14 protein-coding genes and 8 pseudogenes are annotated in these 17,188 nt (G+C 68.4%); 11 read left to right on the top strand and 11 right to left on the bottom strand.

The features are described from left to right. Nucleotides 1–45: 45 nt before the first annotated feature. From ACZ5Y0_RS31985 to ACZ5Y0_RS32005, 5 genes and pseudogenes are all read left to right on the top strand, one after another. Nucleotides 46–1,632 carry a tyrosine-protein kinase domain-containing protein gene (locus tag ACZ5Y0_RS31985; protein ID WP_469132168.1) on the top strand — a complete coding sequence of 529 codons (1,587 nt, stop codon included), beginning with the start codon at nucleotides 46–48 and terminating at the stop codon, nucleotides 1,630–1,632. After that, the gene (locus tag ACZ5Y0_RS31990; RefSeq protein ID WP_469132169.1) at nucleotides 1,629–2,177 is read left to right on the top strand and encodes an arsenate reductase/protein-tyrosine-phosphatase family protein; all 549 of its coding nucleotides are present in this window, start codon (nucleotides 1,629–1,631) and stop codon (nucleotides 2,175–2,177) included. The genes ACZ5Y0_RS31985 and ACZ5Y0_RS31990 overlap by 4 nt, the downstream gene beginning before the upstream one ends. Nucleotides 2,178–2,241: 64 nt before the next feature. Beyond that, nucleotides 2,242–2,460, top strand: a pseudogene (locus tag ACZ5Y0_RS31995) (transposase); the annotation flags it as partial. A gap of 70 nt (nucleotides 2,461–2,530) precedes the next feature. Then, the gene (gene wecB, locus ACZ5Y0_RS32000) at nucleotides 2,531–3,631 is read left to right on the top strand and encodes a non-hydrolyzing UDP-N-acetylglucosamine 2-epimerase (RefSeq protein WP_469132170.1); all 1,101 of its coding nucleotides are present in this window, start codon (nucleotides 2,531–2,533) and stop codon (nucleotides 3,629–3,631) included. 45 nt (nucleotides 3,632–3,676) lie between these two features. Continuing rightward, a pseudogene (locus ACZ5Y0_RS32005) lies at nucleotides 3,677–3,984 on the top strand (transposase family protein); the annotation flags it as partial. Here ACZ5Y0_RS32005 and ACZ5Y0_RS32010 read toward each other — a convergent pair. Together ACZ5Y0_RS32010 and ACZ5Y0_RS32015 are read right to left on the bottom strand one after the other, a co-directional pair. Next, nucleotides 3,962–4,780, bottom strand: a pseudogene (locus ACZ5Y0_RS32010) (IS5 family transposase). The pseudogenes ACZ5Y0_RS32005 and ACZ5Y0_RS32010 sit on opposite strands and share 23 nt — an antisense overlap. 135 nt (nucleotides 4,781–4,915) lie before the next feature. Further along, on the bottom strand, nucleotides 4,916–6,247 hold the full coding sequence (locus ACZ5Y0_RS32015; protein WP_469132171.1) for a phospholipase D-like domain-containing protein: 1,332 nt from the start codon (nucleotides 6,245–6,247) through the stop codon (nucleotides 4,916–4,918). Between the two features lie 1,086 nt (nucleotides 6,248–7,333). Here ACZ5Y0_RS32015 and ACZ5Y0_RS32020 point away from each other — a divergent pair. Further along, nucleotides 7,334–7,477: pseudogene (locus ACZ5Y0_RS32020) on the top strand (IS5/IS1182 family transposase); the annotation flags it as partial. A gap of 29 nt (nucleotides 7,478–7,506) precedes the next feature. Here the strand turns inward: ACZ5Y0_RS32020 and ACZ5Y0_RS32025 are convergent. The 4 genes and pseudogenes from ACZ5Y0_RS32025 to ACZ5Y0_RS32040 form a co-directional block, all read right to left on the bottom strand. Beyond that, a complete protein-coding gene (locus tag ACZ5Y0_RS32025) occupies nucleotides 7,507–8,010 on the bottom strand; it encodes a cupin domain-containing protein (protein ID WP_469132172.1) in 504 nt (167 codons plus the stop codon). A gap of 301 nt (nucleotides 8,011–8,311) precedes the next feature. Beyond that, nucleotides 8,312–8,929 (bottom strand): annotated as a pseudogene (locus ACZ5Y0_RS32030) (IS5 family transposase); the annotation flags it as partial. A gap of 54 nt (nucleotides 8,930–8,983) precedes the next feature. After that, nucleotides 8,984–9,361 carry a fic family toxin-antitoxin system, toxin component gene (locus ACZ5Y0_RS32035; RefSeq protein WP_467517766.1) on the bottom strand — a complete coding sequence of 126 codons (378 nt, stop codon included), beginning with the start codon at nucleotides 9,359–9,361 and terminating at the stop codon, nucleotides 8,984–8,986. Next, entirely contained in the window at nucleotides 9,361–9,600 is a 240-nt protein-coding gene (locus ACZ5Y0_RS32040) for a hypothetical protein (protein WP_360333506.1), read from the bottom strand. The genes ACZ5Y0_RS32035 and ACZ5Y0_RS32040 overlap by 1 nt, the downstream gene beginning before the upstream one ends. Nucleotides 9,601–9,777: 177 nt before the next feature. Here ACZ5Y0_RS32040 and ACZ5Y0_RS32045 point away from each other — a divergent pair. Further along, nucleotides 9,778–9,858 (top strand): annotated as a pseudogene (locus ACZ5Y0_RS32045) (hypothetical protein); the annotation flags it as partial. 83 nt (nucleotides 9,859–9,941) lie between these two features. Here the strand turns inward: ACZ5Y0_RS32045 and ACZ5Y0_RS32050 are convergent. Next, complete coding sequence (locus ACZ5Y0_RS32050) at nucleotides 9,942–10,508, bottom strand: TetR/AcrR family transcriptional regulator (protein ID WP_469132173.1); 567 nt, start codon at nucleotides 10,506–10,508, stop codon at nucleotides 9,942–9,944. Nucleotides 10,509–10,596: 88 nt separating this feature from the next. Between ACZ5Y0_RS32050 and ACZ5Y0_RS32055 the strand changes: the two genes are divergently transcribed. Next, the gene (locus ACZ5Y0_RS32055) at nucleotides 10,597–11,487 is read left to right on the top strand and encodes an SCO6745 family protein (RefSeq protein ID WP_469132174.1); all 891 of its coding nucleotides are present in this window, start codon (nucleotides 10,597–10,599) and stop codon (nucleotides 11,485–11,487) included. A gap of 273 nt (nucleotides 11,488–11,760) precedes the next feature. Then, entirely contained in the window at nucleotides 11,761–11,955 is a 195-nt protein-coding gene (locus ACZ5Y0_RS32060) for a hypothetical protein (protein WP_469132175.1), read from the top strand. Here the strand turns inward: ACZ5Y0_RS32060 and ACZ5Y0_RS32065 are convergent. From ACZ5Y0_RS32065 to ACZ5Y0_RS32075, 3 genes and pseudogenes are all read right to left on the bottom strand, one after another. After that, nucleotides 11,953–12,272 (bottom strand): annotated as a pseudogene (locus tag ACZ5Y0_RS32065) (transposase); the annotation flags it as partial. The gene ACZ5Y0_RS32060 and the pseudogene ACZ5Y0_RS32065 sit on opposite strands and share 3 nt — an antisense overlap. 559 nt (nucleotides 12,273–12,831) lie before the next feature. Beyond that, nucleotides 12,832–13,785, bottom strand: a complete 954-nt coding sequence (locus ACZ5Y0_RS32070; RefSeq protein ID WP_469132176.1) for an EamA family transporter — start codon at nucleotides 13,783–13,785, stop codon at nucleotides 12,832–12,834. Nucleotides 13,786–13,838: 53 nt separating this feature from the next. After that, on the bottom strand, nucleotides 13,839–14,480 hold the full coding sequence (locus ACZ5Y0_RS32075) for a mycothiol-dependent nitroreductase Rv2466c family protein (RefSeq protein WP_469132177.1): 642 nt from the start codon (nucleotides 14,478–14,480) through the stop codon (nucleotides 13,839–13,841). Between the two features lie 263 nt (nucleotides 14,481–14,743). Here ACZ5Y0_RS32075 and ACZ5Y0_RS32080 point away from each other — a divergent pair, with 263 nt between their 5' ends. Beyond that, entirely contained in the window at nucleotides 14,744–15,619 is an 876-nt protein-coding gene (locus ACZ5Y0_RS32080) for a LysR family transcriptional regulator (RefSeq protein WP_469132178.1), read from the top strand. Nucleotides 15,620–16,512: 893 nt separating this feature from the next. Then, nucleotides 16,513–16,710, top strand: a pseudogene (locus tag ACZ5Y0_RS32085) (NF041680 family putative transposase); the annotation flags it as partial. Nucleotides 16,711–16,753: 43 nt separating this feature from the next. Here the strand turns inward: ACZ5Y0_RS32085 and ACZ5Y0_RS32090 are convergent. Continuing rightward, nucleotides 16,754–16,900: a hypothetical protein gene (locus ACZ5Y0_RS32090; RefSeq protein ID WP_469132179.1), complete on the bottom strand. Its 147-nt coding sequence runs from the start codon at nucleotides 16,898–16,900 to the stop codon at nucleotides 16,754–16,756. Nucleotides 16,901–17,188: the final 288 nt, after the last annotated feature.

The following is a 17,188-nucleotide window of genomic DNA, read 5'->3' on the forward strand; positions in this document are numbered from 1 at the left end:
GCGCGGCGTGCGTCGCGAGAGTCGCCCGAGGGGGCGACACAGGGGGTGTCTCCCCCGCTCGAAGAGTCCGAGTCCCTATGGTCGACTTCGTCCATAGGGAACAGAAAGCCTCAAGTCGGGTGGTTCCCTCAGTCCCGTGAGGGGTGCAGCTTGGATCTCCAAGGATTCCTGAAGGCTCTTGTCAGACGATGGCCGACGGTCGTGGTCTGTCTGGTTCTCGCGGTCGGGGCGGCGCTCGCCGTGACAAGCGTGAGCACCCCCGTCTACGAAGCGAGGACGCAGCTCTTCGTTGCCACCCGCACCGGTGAGAACACCATCGATCTGAACGAGGGGCAGACGTTCTCGCAGGCACGCGTGCAGTCGTACGCCGAGATCGTGACGACCCGCCAGGTCACCGCTCCCGTGGTGAAACAGCTGCGGCTGCACACCACTCCGGAGGAGCTGGCGTCCCGGATCACCGCAGGCGTTCCGCCCAAGACCGTGCTCATCGACATCACCGTCCGGGACACCGCGCCGCGGCGCGCGGCGCGCATCGCCAACGCCGTGGCAAAACAATTCAGTTCGGTCGTCGAGCAGTTGGAGACCCCCAAGCGGCCGGTCCCCACACAGCCCGAGACGAGTGACAAGGCCGAGGATGACGCGCCTGTACCACCGGTCTCCCCCGTCTCTCTGGGCGTCACCGAGGAAGCCGTCGCCCCGACCTCTCCTACGTCGCCCCGCCCGTTGCCGAACCTGGCCGCGGGTGTGGTCGGCGGCCTGCTGTTCGCTGCCGGGCTGGTCGCCCTCCGCGAGACGCTCGACACCACGTTCAAGACGAGCGAGGCACTGGGCGCGTTCCTCGCTCTGCCCGGCCTCGGCACCATCCCGTACGACAGGAACGCCCCAAGGCAGCCGCTGGTCAGTGCCGACGGGCACTCCAAGCGAGCCGAGGCGTTCCGCAAGCTGCGCACCAACCTGCAGTTCTCGCAGGTCGACGATCCGCCGCGGATCATCGTGGTGACGAGTTCGGTGCCCGGTGAGGGCAAGACGAACATCGCGATGAACCTCGCCCGCTCCCTCGCCGAGACCGGCGTCTCCACCTGCCTCGTGGACGGCGACCTGCGTCGCCCGTGCGTGGCGCCGGCTTTCGGCCTCATCCAGGACGGGGGCCTGACCACGGTGCTCATCGGACAAGCCCGAATTGAGGATGTGATGCAGCAGGTCGACGGCGGGCTCTCGGTGCTCGCCAGCGGTGCTGTGCCGCCGAACCCCGCGGAACTGCTCGCCTCGGCGCGTATGGAAGAGGTGCTGCGCGAGCTCGCGGACATGTACGACATCGTGATCGTCGACACCGCGCCGCTGCTGCCGGTCGCGGACACCGTGGGGCTCGCCTCTTTCTCCCAGGGTGCGCTGCTCGTCGTGCGGGCCGGGAGGACCAACCGGGACCAGGTGCGCACCGCCGCGGAATCGCTGGAGCGCGTGGGCGCTCGCGTGCTCGGCACCGTGTTCAGCATGGCTCCGGTTCCCAAGGGCGGATGTTACGGCCGTTACGGCGCCTACGGGCAGTACGGCGAGCTGCCAGCTCCGCGTATGTCGGCCACGCCGGAGGAGGCGGCCGCCTCCGCGGTGACGCATCCCTCGGACGGGAAATGATTCGGATCCTGTTCGTCTGCACGGGCAACGTGCACCGCTCGGTGCTCGCCGAACGCCTGCTGGCGGCGAAGCTACCGCCGGGCTCGGCCCTGCGGCCGGAGAGCGCCGGCACGGAGGCGTGGCACCGTGCCCGTATGGAGGACACCACCCGGGCGGTCCTGGAGGAGCTGGGCGGTGACGGCTCCGGATTCGTCTCCCGCCCGCTCACCGCACAGCTCATGGCAGGCGCCCCGCTGGTCCTCGGGCTCACGCGCGAGCACCGCGAGGCGGCTGTGCGCCTCGTGCCGGCGGCGATGCGGCACTGCTTCACCCTGAAGGAGTTCGTGCGGCTCGCGGATGGGGGAGCCGCGGGGGGTGGTGTGGGCGGATTCGAGGCCGTGGTGGCAGCGGCTGCCACCCGCCGCGGTGTGTCGGCCCCAGTCCCCCCAACAGAGGACGACATCCCGGACCCCTGGGGCAGGCCCCGTGAGGAGCTGTACGAGTGTGCCCTGGAGATCGACAGGGCGCTGAGCGGGCTGTCCCGGCTGTGGGCGATGCGTCATTAGTACTGCGGCTGTCATTGGTGTGGCGGGTGGTCGGGCTGCCTCCTGGACTGGGCATGGGCGGGATGAGGGGCGGGCGTTGAGCGACCGGGAGTTGTACCTGCCCACCCCTTGGTTCGCGGATCCGGCCCGCCGGGCGACGCGAGGATCGGCGACGACGCCACCTTCCGCACCAAGCCCCGTGCTGGCCCGCGCGATGCCGGGGCGAGCGGTTGCCGCGAAGCCGCCGTTTCGCTGGGTGACCGGCGACGAGGTCCACGGCCGGCACCCGGTGCTGCGCGGATGGCCATTCTTTACGCGGACGAAGACGCAATTCTGACGGAGCTTCCAGCCCAATACCGAGAAAAGTCGAACCCATGAAGGTCATGAGCGTAGTGGGGGCACGCCCCCAATTCGTCAAGCTTGCCGCAGTCGCCGCAGCGTTCGGCGACACGGAGCACGATCATACGATCGTCCACACCGGCCAGCACTACGACGCCGATCTGTCCGACGTCTTCTTCACCGGCCTCTCCATCCCCGAGCCCCACGTGCACCTGGGCATGGGCTCAGGCACCCACGGCGTGCAGACCGGTACCATTTTGGCGGCCCTCGATCCCGTCATCGCCGCCGCACACCCCGAATGGGTGCTGGTTTACGGAGACACCAACTCAACTCTTGCCGGTGCCCTTTCCTCGGCCAAACAGCACATCCCCGTCGCCCACCTGGAAGCGGGCCTGCGCTCCTTCAACCGGCGGATGCCCGAGGAGCACAACCGCGTTCTCACCGACCACGCTGCCGATCTGCTGCTCGCGCCCACCCAGGAGGCGGTGCGCCACCTGGCAGCCGAGGGCCTGGCCGACCGTGCGGTCCTGACAGGGGACGTCATGGTGGATGTTTGCCTGCGCATCAGGGACAAGGTGCTGAGGGACAAAGCCACCGCCGGGCCTCCGGCCTTCCTCGACGCCCAGGAGCCCTACCTCTTCGCCACATTGCACCGGGCCGAGAACACGGATCATCCCGATCGCCTGGCGGCTCTCGTAGACGCCCTGGCCAGTCTGCCGGTTCCCGTCGCCCTGGCCGCCCATCCCCGGCTGCTCGCACGTGGCGAGGACTTCGGCATCAAACTCGACCGCGGCTCTCTCCATATCAGCCGCCCCCTTCCCTACGCCGAGCTGATCCGCACGGTGCTCGGCTCGCGCGGCGTGATCACAGACTCTGGAGGACTCCAGAAAGAGGCGTTCCTTCTGGAGCGCGTCTGCACGACACTCCGTACGGAGACGGAATGGCCTGAAACGCTCCGGGGCGGCTGGAACACACTTGTGCCGGATCCTCGTGAACTGGGCTCCCAGGCATGGCTCGACACCGTCCTGCGCCCTGCGCCCAAGAGCGCACGCGGCATGCCGTACGGCGACGGCGAAGCAGCACTCCGTGTGGTGCGGGCACTGGAAGATCACGTGCGCGGATCTCAGGCGCGCTGAGCTGTCTGCGACGGCGCACCAAGCACGATCACCTCGGCCCCGGCCCACGACCTGACCGCGGCCCGCGCCCACCGCATCATCCGGATCTGCGAGCGTCAGGGCGTCCCGATCCTCGCCGACCGCGCCTACCAGGGCGCCGGCCCCTGGGTCACCACCGGACTCAAGCGGCCACCGGGCGGCGAGCTCACCCTCACCCAGCGCACCGCCAACCGGGCCTGGCCGCAGCCCGGGCACCGGTCGAACGCGGCATGGCATGGCTGAAGTCCTGGCAGATCTTCCGCAGATCCCGCATCAGCCCGCACCGCATGGCCGTCATCGCCAAAGCTGTCCTCACCCTGGAGAGGCAACGCTGAAAGACCTCACTGTCTCAAGACCCAGCAGCATTTCGACGAACAGCAGGCCTTCGCACCGCTCCTTCCAGCGGATGCGCAGGCGGCGGAACCAGTGCAGGCGGGCGAACGCTCGCTCGACGACCCAGCGTTGGGTGCCCAGGCCGGAGCCGTGCTCGGTCCCGCGGCGGGGCGATCTGCGGCTTCACACAGAGGTCCCAGACCAGGCGGCGGTACTGGTCATGGTCGTAGCCGCGGTCGGCCAGCACCACATCAGGGCGGCGCCGGGGCCGGCCGCGCCTGTCCCGCACGGGCGGTACGGCCTGGAGGAGCGGGATCAGCTGGGTGACGTCGTTGCGGTTGCCACCGGTCAGGGTCGCGGCGAGCGGAATGCCCGTGGCGTCGGTGATCAGGTGATGCTTGCTGCCCGTCCTGCCCCGGTCGACGGGTCTTCGTCCGGTTCTGGCTCCCCTTTCAACGCGCGGATGTGGGAGCCGTCGACCGCCGCCCGGGAGAAGTCCAGGGCGTTCGCGCCGCAGAGTTCGGCGAGGAGGACCTCGTGCAACCGGGGCCATACGCCGGCCTCGGTCCACTCGGCCAGGCGGCGCCAGCAGGTCATGCCCGAGCCGAAGCCAAGTTCCTGCGGCAGGTGTTCCCAGGAGATCACGGTGTGCAGGACGAACAGGATGCCCTGGAACACCAGCCGGTCCGGATGCCGCTTGCGACCCGGATGCCGGATCCGACGCTCGACCTTTGGCAGCAGCGGCTCGATCACCGCCCACAGTTCGTCGTCGACTTCCCACGGCTTCGGCCGAGCCACCCGCACCCCAAGATCACCAGTCTCGGAGTGATCCAACCACCTCGAAGATCATTTCGTTAGGAGTTCCAAACCCCCCAAAGACTCTGGCCGTCGCTTGACCGCCGCGTGCAATGACGCCGTGCGCCCGCCGTCACCTTACGGTTGCGGCTGCGTGTTCTGCGCGTCGGCGACGGCGCGCTGGGTGCGGAAGTTCTCCCGGTAGGCGTCGTACACGGAGGCGCTGGGGTGCTCAGGATCCGTGGAGTCGTCCCACTTCAGGAGGGCTTCGTCGTTTCCGGTCAGGCCCGACTTGGTATAGGGGTGGCTGCCGGTGAAGACTATCTTCTGGTTCTTTTTGCCCTTGTAGGTGCCCTCGATGAGTAGGTACTTGGTGTGGGTGGCGGTGTGCGTGCCGCCCGCCGCGTCGTCCAGCTTGTGCAGACCGACACCGCCGTACCGGGTGGGCTTGGTGAGGATCTGCTCGACGACGGTTCCCGAAGCGTCGAGGTCGCGGTACACGATGTCGACGTAGCAGCCCGCGTCGTCCAGGTCCCACAGCTTCTGCGCGACTTCAGGCCGGGTTATCCCGTGCATTGCGACACGGATCACCGTGCGGCCGTCGGCGGTGCCGTAGCCGGTGTCGTTGCCGTAGCAGGTCGGCTTCCCGTCTACCGGGTCGTCCACCGTGCTGAGGATGTTGACGATGACGTCAGTGGTCGCCCGTGGGAAGAAGTAGGCCTTGGCCCGGCCCGCCTGGGTGTCCATCAGCACGTCGGAAACTTGCTTGGAAGGGTCCGCCTGCGCCTCGGCCTGACGTTTGAAGTAGACGGCGTAGGCACCGTACAGGGCCTGGTTGCCGACCACCGTCAGGGCGTCGTTCCAGGACTTCTTCCGGTCCCAGGTGGTCATGTTCGCGGAGGACTGCACGACCACGTTGTCCACCGGGACGGTGGCGGTGGCGCTGCCCTTGGTCCGTGAGAAAAGGTAGAACTTATTGTGGTTGACGCTGGGCCAGCCGTCCGCCGGGTCCGGGTCCTTCGCCAGGCACGCCTGCTTGTCGGCGCACAGCCGCACCCAGGAATCACCCGAGCCGGCCGGCTTCTTCGCGAGCCCGGCGACGAGCATGTCGTACACCGGACCGCCCTCCCAGTGCCTGCGGGTCTCGCTGTCAAGGATCACCTGAACGTTCACGCCGCGCAGGTGCGCCGCGTTCAGCCGCTCCACCACCCATTTGGAACCGAACACGTACGTGGAGATCATGATGTCCGACCCGGGAACCGCGCCGTCGATGAGCCGGGCGAGGTGCGTGGGTATCGCGTCGGTCCGTGCGGGGTCGGGGCTGGTGGGGTCGTTGAACAGGGCGCCGGTCGTCACCGCAGGGGTGGGCGTGCCGCCGTCCGCGAGCGCGGGCGCCGGCGCTGTGGCACCGAGGAGGGCGAGGGTGGCTGCTGTCGTGGTCGCCGTCCGGGCGAACTTGATCTTCGTCACGAACGGTGACCCTACCCAGGCATGGCTCATGGGCTGCCACCGCCCCTGAGAAGCGCCCCAGTGGTGTGCGAGGCGCCGGAGGAGGCAAGCCGCCGCCTGCGCAATCCTGGCCGGCCAATTGGCAGACTGTGTTACCAGGCTTGCAAATTCAGCGGAGCACAGCCGCAGTCTGACCGCTATGCGGACCGGCCCACCGTGACCCAGGCCAACCGGGCCGACTCGGTCGTCATCCAGGTCGAGGCGCTCTTCTGGGTGGGCGGGTGGGTGACAAGACGTATGAGTCCCTCACCGACGCCCCGTGCGAAGGCCGCAGGCGCTGCTCGACTGGGTGGCCTCCTAGTGTGATGCGCCGGAAATGAGGGGCGAAATTGGCGACGCGGTACCGGGGTTGGGCGGGGTGATCTCCTTGAGGGAATCAGCGAGGGAGTTGAGGCTCTCGTCGGCGGTCTTCGTCCAGGTGAAGAGCCGTGGATTCTCGTTCCAGGCATGGATCCAGGCCCTGATGTCTTCCTCCAGGGCCTTCACTGAGGTGTGCACGCCGCGGCGAAGCCCGAGCTGATGCTCAGCCAGGACGAGCGAGCCCAGCTGATGCGCTGGGCCAGGCGTGCGAAGACCGCGCAGTACCTCGCGCTGCGCGCGAGGATCGTGCTGGCGTGTGCGGAGGGCGAACGAACAAGCAGGTCGCCGCCTAACTCGGCGTCAGCGGGCAGTCGGTGAACCGCTGGCGCTCGCGATTCGTTGCCCGCCGACTGGAGGGCCTGGCGGACGAGCGACGGGTGGGGCGGCCTCCGCCATCCTGCTCGACCAGGTTGAGGACGTCATCGTGGCGACGTGGGATTCCATTCCGGGCAAAGACACGCACTGGTCACGGGCATCGATCGCGGCCCACACCGGGCTGTCGAAGTCGACGATGGGGCGGATCTGGAAGAGGTTCGACCTCAGCCGCACCTGCAGGACGCCTTCAAGCTCTCCGCCGACCCGCAGTTCGTCGCCGACATCATCGGACTGTACCACCACCCGCCGGAGAAGCCGGGTGGTGCTATGCGTCGACGAGAAGGCGCAGATCCAGGCACTGGATCGGTCACTGTGTCGGTCACTGTGTCGGTCGACTCCAGAATCACCCGGGCCCGCCAGCACGCGGCCGGCGCCCAAAAAAAGGGGGCACCGCAGCCCGGCGCTCGGACGGTCCTGCGGCGGACTGACGAGCAAGATCACCTCACCTGCGAAGGCTGTCTCTCGGCGGAGCGTTGGCCGCCTGATCAGTGTGCGGCTTCCAGAGCGGCGCGCCATATCGGGCTGTCCACGTAGTGGTTGTCGAAGTGCTCGGAAGACTCGGCAATTTCCTGCGGGCTAGCCTCACCGCGCATCACCCGGCCGCGCAGCCGAAGGTAGTCGAAGCGCGGCATGCCGGGCGTGAAGACGAACAACACGTCGGCCTCGGCACCGGGAGCCGCCGCGAAAGCATGCGGAGTGTGCGGCGGTACGAGCAGAAGGTCGCCCTCATCCAGGACTTTCACCTCGTCGTCGATAAGCACCTGAAGAGAGCCACCGATGACGAAGAACAGCTCCGAGGCACGGGTGTGAAAGTGCGCCGGGGCACCCACAGCGCCCTTGGCGAACTGCGAGCGATAGCTGGTGAGCGAGCTGCCATCCGTGCCGCAGTCGGCCAGCAGCGTCATGACACTGCTCGGGTCACTCGTCGTCTCGGCGGTAGCGGCGCGAGTCAGAACCGGTGTCAGTGGCGCGGTGTCGGCGGCGTTCATAGTCGTACTCCCTGTGCTGAGCTGCGGCTTCGGGCGTCTCCCGGGGCCTTGTGCTGATCAATCTATGCCAGCAAGAGACCCACTTCAGAGTTCATTCTGATGTCTAGATCATGGGTCAATTTTTTTGTCCGGGCGCCAGCCTCAGTCTTGTCCGAGGCATCCAGGCGCAACACCACACAGGCCCGTACCGTACTCAAGGCCGACAGTCAGCGGTTGTCGCGTCCGAGCCTGCCTGCCAGTGACAGCAGCGACAGCACCGCCGACCGCCGGGCCACGGCCTCGTCTCCCCTTGCTGATCGTTTCAGAGTGACGCTCGGAGGCGTCGCAAGCAGACGAGGCTGCAAGCGAGTTGGAGGAGGCCGAGGTGGAGGAGGCCGAGGTGGAGATCGGCCCGTATCTCCTAGCGGGTCCGTAGCCGTTTGAACTGGTGGAGCCAGGCAAACGTTCACTCGAGGACCCAGCGGGTCTTCCCCAGCTCAGAGCCGTGGGTGATGCCCTTGCGGGCGATCTTGGGGATGATGCCACGGGCCCGGACCAGGCGGCGGTACTTGTCGTAGCCGTAGCCCCGGTCGGCGAACAGACGCTTGGGCCGGTGACGGGGACGGCCGCGGATCCCGCGGATGTGCGGGATCGCGTGCAGAAGAGGTATCAGCTGCATGACGTCGTGGCGGTTTCCAGCCGTCAAGGACACCGCAAGGGGTGTCCCGTTCCGGTCGGTGATCAGGTGGTGCTTGCTTCCCGGGCGGGCGCGGTCGACCGGCGAAGGTCCGGTGTGAGCCCCCCTTGAGGGCCCGGACCGTGCTTTGAGCAGTCTGGCTTTCTCAGCCCGCAGCCGGCCCAGTTCCTCTGCCGCACTGACGCTTCCGGCGCGGCCCTCGGGCACCGTCTGGGCCTCGCCCTTGCGGACCCACGTCCGCAGCGACTCCGCGCCGCAGCGAGCCCGCCCCACTGTGCGGGGGGGCACCGAGTCGGTTCAGGTGGTGGTGGGCCATGCCCGCAGCAGGGCGGCGATCTTCCCAGCGGTGCAGGCCGGCTCCAGGAGCAGGTTCTTGAGGGCGACGGCGTCCTCGCGGGCGGGTTTGACCGTGATTCCGGCGGCCTCGAGGTACATCACTCCGGTGGCTGCGGCGACGGCGAGGTTGGAGCGCTCCAGCCAGCGGCACCGGCCCAGGGTATGCACCAGGGCGGCAGCCTTGGCGTAGGGGCCGTCGTAGACGGCCTGCTCGAACAGCTCGGCCCGGTGGCGGGCCACCGCCGAGATGGGAACGCCGTAGTCGTCAGGTGCCGGATCGTTCGCTCCGGCCGCCTCGGCAACCTGCAGGATCCAGGGCACGTCGATGTTCAGATCCATCAGGCCGCGCGTGCTCCCCGCGGTGCCTGCTGGGCGTCCTCGGCTTCGTCGAAGACGCTCTGGTGTTCGGCCAGGAAGCGGGCGGCTGCGTCGACCGCGCGGGCGCGCAGGCCGCTAGCGTCGTCCTGTACGAGCCGGGCGAGGTAGTCGCCGATGCTCAGTCCAAGGTCGGCGGCGCGTTTCTTCGCGAGTTCCGCGACGTCTTCATCCACTCGCGCGCCGAGCTGTGTCTTCGCCATACCAGCATGGTAACAGACGTTACCATCGGGTGCGGGTGACAGCGGGCCGGTCATGATTCCTGTCAAGGTCCTGCCGGCCACCGAGAACCACAACATCAGCCTCCACCAGTCCCACCAGGCAAACATGGGCCGAATCCGCTGCGCGAGCTCGACGGGCAGGTGCTCGACCAGAGCGAGATGGGGCGCGGCTGTGAGGTCTCGAGGGGCACCATCGTCGAGGTCACCGATGAGGAGCTCGACAAGATGCCATTGCCGACGGCGAAGGCGATCGACGTGGTGGCGTTCGGGCCGGCCGTCAGTATCGACCCCCTGCACATCGGGCCCGGTTGCGGCAGCGGGGGTCAGGCGCCGCTGTCGAACAGGGCTCCAGCCAGCGCCCGGAAGGCGTCCTCGGGTCCCCGTCCGCCCAGCGCTCGGTCGAGGTTGTGGGTCAGGAGAAGGGTGGCGAAGCCGTGGGCGGCGGACCAGGCGGCGATGCCGACCAGGTCGGGATCGGTGGTGCGGTCGCCCGGTAGTGCGGCCACACCGGCGCGCAGTTGGCCGTACGACCGGGCCTTGGCGGCCATGAGGTGCGGGTCGTCAGGGCGGAGCAGGTCGGGACGGAACATGACCTGGAAGTGCGCCGGATGCGCGACCGCGAAACGGACGTAGCGCACACCCGCGTCGCGCAGGTCCGTTGACTCCGAGAGCGCCGCCGTCAGCAGGTCGTGTCCCTCGGTGGCGATCGCGGTCAGCAGTCCGGTCCGGTCCTTGAAGTGGTGGGCGGGGGCGGCGTGGGAAACTCCAGCTCGGCGGGCGAGGTCGCGCAGGGACAGGGCCCCGGGACCCTCGGTGCGGATGACGTCGAGCGCGGCGGTGAGGAGCGCCCGTCGCAGGTCGCCGTGGTGGTACGTGTCGCGGCTGCTCATGGCCAGCAGATTACGCGGAATCTAGGCGTTGACAAGTTGGACAGGGAGAGGGAATCTAGTCGGTGTCTAGATATCTGGAGGTGGATCCATGACTGTGGCCGGGGTCGGGGAAGCGGTGGAGCCGGGACGTGTGCGGCAGATGTGGCATCTGCTGGAGCCGCTGCATGCGGTCGTCTACTATGCGCCGGAGGTTTTAGCGGAAGCGGCGAAGCTCGGATACGGGACGGACGTCCGCTGGCCAAGTTATTTCGCCTGGCGTCCGGCTCCGCTGGGGGCCGTGAGCGCCGAGGTCGTCACCGCATCCTTCTACAGCTTCAGCCCGCGCATGGTCGCCCGGTACGTTCCGGACGGCTGGGGCATCGCGGAGCCGGCAGAGGTCCTGGCGGCCCGGTTGCGCGGGATGGACGGCACGTACCGCGCGCTTTTCGGAGAGCGGGTCGACGGGCCGGCGATCGCCGAGGCCGCCGCCCTCGCCAGCCGCGCCGCCGATGCGGCGAACACGGCGGGCCGGCCGCTCGCCGCGGCCAATGCCGCGCTGCCCTGGCCCGACGCCCCGCATCTTGTGCTGTGGCAGGCCGCGACGGTCCTGCGCGAACACCGCGGTGACGGCCACGTCGCGGCGCTGCTCGCCGCCGGGCTGGACCCGGTCGAGGCGCTCGTCGGTTTCGCCGGTGTCGGTGCGGCATCCGCCGAGACATTCCGCAGCCGGGGGTGGAGCGACGGGGAGTGGGCCGCCGCGCGCGAACGGCTTGTCGAACGGAGCCTGTTGGACCGTAACGGCGTGGCCACTGAGGCGGGGCGCGCCCTGCGCGTGGAGGTGGAGCGGACCACTGACGAACTGGCTGCGGCCCCCTGGCGGGCCCTCGGGGCAGAAGGAACCGCGCGGCTGGCCGAGTTGGCCGGCCCTCTGTGGGTGGAGGTGCTGGGCTCGGGGCTGCTGCCGACCGAGAACACGCTGGGCATAGGCAAGGTTCGGTAAGCGCCATGGACTCTGGGGGCATCCAGAAGCCAGGTTCACGTTCCCGGCGGCGTGCAGGTAGTCGATTGCCAGTGACCCAAGGGCTACTGGCAGAAGCGAAGGTCTGAGCTGCTGTACTACGTGGGAGACAAGAACCAGAACAGCACGAACCGAGGCCGCGTCTGCCCTGGCAGCTGGGCCAAGGCAAACCATGAACCGTCCGCTCTGGTAGATGCGACCGACAAGCCGAACTGCGACGAGTTCGCGTTCGCATCCAGCTACAACAGCGGCGGCATGGCCAAGAGCGAAGGCGGCCTGAACCCAGCCGTCGCCATCCCGGGCGGCACCTCCGCCGACACCCCGGACGGCAAGAACTGCGTGCAGACCTTCACCAAGAAGCAGGGCTCGTACGTGCACCTGTGCAACATCGAGGGCACCAAGCCGTCGTTCTACGTCGACGCTCAGACGGGCGAACCGCGGTACAAGTAACGCGCGTATGTGGGAGCCGTCGACCACGGCCCGCGAGAAGCCCAGGGCGTCGGCCCCGCGGAGCCGGGCCAGAAGGGTCTCGTGCAGCCGAGGCCAGACGCCGGCCTCAGTCCACTCGGCCAGGCGCCGCCAGCAGGTCATCCCGATCCGAAGCCCATTTCCTGCGGGAGGTGCTCCCACGCGATCCCTGTGTGGAGCACGAACAGGATGCCCTGGAACACCAACCGGTCCGGATGCCGCCTCCGCCCTGGATGACGAACTCGACGCTCCACCTTCGGCAGGAGCGGTTCGATCACCGCCCAGAGTTCATCGTCCACTTCCCACGGCTTTCGCCGGGCTGCCCATCGCCTCCGTGATCGCGCCCGGTGCGACGCCGACGGCCGCGTCCGCGAGACCGCCCTCGCCCAAGTCCCGGAAGGCTCCATCCTGCTCCCGCTGATCGTGATCCAGTGCGCGAACTGGGTCATCCCCGTACAGAACCGTGCCCCGAAGCACGTGCAGAGCGACCTTCCCACCCTCACCCCCGAGGAACTAGCCTCCCTCGCACCCGTCATGCTCCGCGTCGACCGCCGCGAGCGCGGCACCTTCGCCACTGGGCTCCTCGAAGCGGCCCTGCACACGCCGCCGTACGACCGCATCCGGCCTGTGCACCAAGGGCGCGCCCCGGGCCGCTTGAGTTCGGGGCGCTTGGCGTTCGTGCCCCCAGGCCCATCGACGGGGGAGCGCCGCCGCGGCCGGGAAAGGGGCCGTATCGTCCGCCGAGCCCCGGCCGCGAAACTCGTCAACGAGCTCGAAGCCGCGACAAGAGACATGTACAAGGCCAACACCCACAGTTCGGGGCAGCAGTCAGTGACCACAGGACCCGCTGCCCCGCCGTTATCCGCTGCGTTCCTGTTGCAAAGCGGGTTGGTCGGGGAGGTGCGAGACGAGGGTGCGGGGTGGAGCCGAGCGGGCCTCCTCGGACTTCGTTTTGGGTGGGCGCGGCTGGCCGAGCACAACCGCCAGGAAGATGACGACCATGCCGACAATTTGGAGGGCGGACAGCGTCTGGTCCTTGAAGAGGTAACCCAGCAGGGTCGCCACGACCGGGCTGCCCAGCGCCAGGAAGGAGACCGCCACGGCTGGCAGGCGTTCGATGCCTCGGAACCAGACGATGTAGCTCAGGACCGCGCCCAGGATGATGAGATAGGCGAACCCGATGACGTTGGAGCCGGTGAGACCGTTCGGCAGGTCTTCCAGCCACAGCCAGAACGGCAGCAGGACCAGACCGCCCGCCGTGAGTTGCCACCCGGTGAACGTGAGCAGACCCACGCCCTCCGGCCGGCCCCACCGCTTGGTCAGTGTGATGCCCGAGGCCATGCACAGCGCTCCGCCGACTGAGGCGAGGACTCCGATGGTGTCGAGCGACGCCGTACCCCTGAAGACAAGCAACACCACGCCCCCGGTGCCCATTGCGCAGGCCAGGGCGTGGATGGCTCTGACCCTCTCAGCGAGGAAGAGGGCGGCGAGGATCACGACGAACATGGGCTGCGCCGACATGATCATGGCGGCGATGCCGCCCGGCAACCGGTAGGCGGCGAAGAAGAGCAGGAAGTTGAAGGCGCCGATGTTCAGAATGCCCAGCACCAGCGCGCGCCACCACCAGATGCCGACGGGAAGCTTCAGGCCGAGGGCCAGCAGGACCAGGCCGCCGGGCAGGGCCCGCATGGTTGTCGCCAGAAGCGGCCGGTCCGGGGGCAGCAGCTCGGTGGTCACCAGGTAGGTGCTGCCCCAGACCGCCGGAGCCAGGCCGGTCAGGGCCGCCGTCATTACCTTCTGTCTGTTCTTCATCTTGCCTCAAATCCCGCGGGAACAATGTGGTTCGCGACATCCGTCCGGCCGGCTCAGTCGAAGATCGGGGCGCGGTCGCGGCCGCGCTTCAGCTCGAAGAAACCGTCGATGCTCGCCACGGCCAGCACGCCGTCCCAGAGCGTTCCCGCGGCCTCGCCACGGGGGGCAGGGGTGAGAACGGGGCCAAAGAACGCCAGCGGCTTCCGCTCCGGTCCGGGCACGTGGATCACGGGGGTGCCGACCTCGGAACCGACAGGGTCCATCCCCTGGTGGTGCTCGGCCCGCAGCGGCTCGTCCCAGGAGGTGTCCTCCGCGGCCTCGATCAGGTCGGCGGGCAGAACCGCCTCCTCCAGGGCGGCGCGGATCATGTCGTGGCCGATCCCGACCTTCTCGTGGTGGATCAGACGTCCCATGGCGTTGTAGAGGGGGCGCAGCGTCTCGTTGCCGTGCCGCTGCTGTGCCGCGACACACACGCGCACGCATGCCCAGCCGTCGATCATGCCCTGGCGGTACTTCTCCGGGACCTCGCGGCCCTCGTTGAGGACCGACAGGCTCATGATGTGGAAACGAGTTTCCAGTGGTCTGACCTGCTCCACCTCCAGCATCCAGCGTGAGGTGATCCACGCCCAGGGGCAGCGGGGGTCCACCCAGATGTCGGCGACGGTTGTCTCGGAACGCGGTGGCGTGGTGCTCATGGCGGTCGCTCGTCCTTTCGGTGTCACGGGCGCGAGGCCGCGCGCAGGCATGCCTCGGCGGTGTGGCCCAGGTGCGGAGGTAGGGAAGAGGGCGGCGCAGGAGCGGCTTAGGGCATGCCGGAGGGGCCCGATCGCGGGCCCGCTCGGCAGAGTTGCTCCGAAAACGTTCCTGCTGTGTGCGGTCCTCACAAGCCTCGCGCCGGGGGTACCAATGAGTCCAACACATGCTTGTCACGTGATCGATCTCGAATCACGATGGATCCATGGAGCTCCAGCAGATGCGGTACGTGATCGCCGTGGCCGAGACGAACAGCTTCACGAGGGCTGCCCAACGCTGCCTCGTGGTCCAGTCCGCGCTCAGCCACCAGATCGCGCGCCTGGAGAAGGAACTGGGTGCGCGGCTCTTCGAACGCACCAGCCGCCGAGTCCGGTTGACCCCGGCGGGCGCGGCCTTCCTGCCCTCCGCCCGCCAGTGCCTGGACGCGGCGGAGCGGGCCGCCGCCGAAGTCGCGGCGTCCGTCGGGGAGGTACGCGGACGCCTCGCGGTGGGGCTGATCCCCACTGTCGCCGCCGTGGACATTCCCGCCGTCCTGAAGGACTTCCACCAGCGTCATCCGAAGGCCCGGATCAGTCTCAGTGTGGGAGCGAGCGACGAGCTCGTCGAGCGGGTCAGGCAGGGCGAGATCGAGGTGGCCTTTCTCGGCATCCCGGTCACGGCCCGACCGCGGGGCGTCATGGCCCGGGAACTGGCCCGGGAGCGGCTGGTCGCCGTGGTCGCCCCGGACCACCCGCTCGCCGGCGAGACCTCGGTCGACCTCCGTCGTTTGTCCTCCGAGGTGTTCGTGGACCTCCCGGCGAAGACCGCCGGCAGGGCCCAGTCCGATCTGGCCTTCACCGCCGCCGGCCTCACTCGCGAGGTCGCCTTCGAGGTGACCAACGCGGACTACCTGGCCCGTCTGGTCGGCGCGGGCCTGGGCGTGGCCCTACTGCCGCCCGCGTACGTCGGGGGCATGACCGGGATGGTCACGATCGAGGTCACGGACGCGCCAGCACGCGCCGAGTTCGTGGTCTGGGGTCGGGAGAGCCGCACTCCGGCGGCCGCGGCCTTCTTGGAGCTGTTGGGCGTCGAGGAGGAATGAACGCAGGTGCGCGCGGACGAGTCGGGGGCGCCCCCATCCGATGCGGGTGGGGGCGCCCCCGGCTCGTCCGCGCCCCTTGTCGCCAGTACGGCTGGTAGCCCTGAGGCCGTATCCAGGGGCGTCTTACTCCGTGCGGCTTCCTCACCCAGCCTGCTGAAATGGTCCACGACTCCGGCGCCAAGCCGGTGGTCCAACCGTTTGCGTGAAGGCCGCCACCATAGAGGTGGGTTGGAGACCGCTCGCGTGGAACCAGCAGGTGAACGCGCCGACGGCCACATGCCCACATGTGCCTCCCTGTTGCGAGCTTGAGTCCCTGTTCTGATATGTGTCCCGGCTCTGAGCTGCAGGTCTACAGCGACGCTCCGGTCAGCGTCTGAAGGCTTCAGTCCCTGACCGCCTGTCCTCCCGACTCAGAACCGGGCTTACTGGCCACGGACGCGTCCGTCCGGGCCGGAGCACGATTTCCCCTGGCGGGCGGCTGACACCCCGTTCGGCCGGGCGCAGCGTGCTGTGCCCGGCTTGTCGTCGTACGGTCTGGCGGAAGGCCGCTTTTCAGACAGGACGGGCGGCTGCGGCCCACGCTCCGCAGATCGTTCTCAGTGCAGCTGTCGTCCCCCCGGGTACTCATTTCCGCAGGCGAGGCTGGGACGAGCGGCATCAGCGACTTACGGCGTGTCCTTGCGGTACGGGCTGTCCACCACGTGCCGCCTTGCCGACGCGCTGAAGCCGCAGCAATGACGGGTAGCAGGGCACTGAGGCGTTGCGCTGCCTGACTGACTTCAATCGGCATCCGAACTGGGTAGCTCAGCTGGGCATTCACAGGACGCTGGGGCGGCCTTCGTCTGATCATGTGCTCCGACCAAGGTGCACGTGACCACAGCGAAGGCCGTGGGGTGAGTCTGCTGCCTAACGCCGCTGTGAGAGAAGCATTCGCGGAAGCGTCTCGCTTTCGGGACGAGTTGCACGCCTGCTTGACCGCGCGGGGCGATGAACTGTTCGAGCTGGCGGACGCGGTGTTGTGTGCCCCTGGTGCGGTGAACTGTGCGGTCGAACGGGCGCTGTTGCCGGAACACCGCCGTGACCACGGCGCTACGGGCATGATCGTGTCGAAACCTGACGGGTCGATGTTGCTGGTCACCGCGATCGGGCGGCGTTCGTAGGCATGCCCTCATCGGTGATCTTGACGGTCAGGCGGCGGTGCTCGTTGAGCAGGGCGTCCTGGGCCGGGTCAGAGCGCAGCTCCGCGGCCGCGTCCACGTCGAGCAGCAGCCAGGAGAACACGCGAACGCGGCGTTGCAGCGCGTTCCATCACTTGAAGGAGTGGAAGCGGGCTCGAGCGCTGTGCACGGCGGCCGCCCCCACCGGCAAGACGGACAGCAACCACAGCGGCAGCAGGGCCGGGTCAGTCGTTGCAGACACCGTGTCCCCCGCAGGTTGTGTCGCATTCCGGAGGGCCGGCGCCCCGGCCTGTGACGCGCTGGGTGCATCAGTGTGTGCCTTTCGCGGGTGTTACGAGTAACCAGCATCCCAGTCGGAAGGGCCGCCGCGCGGCTGCTTGAGAGAAGGCGG

Source organism: Streptomyces sp. NPDC033216, from assembly GCF_055577115.1.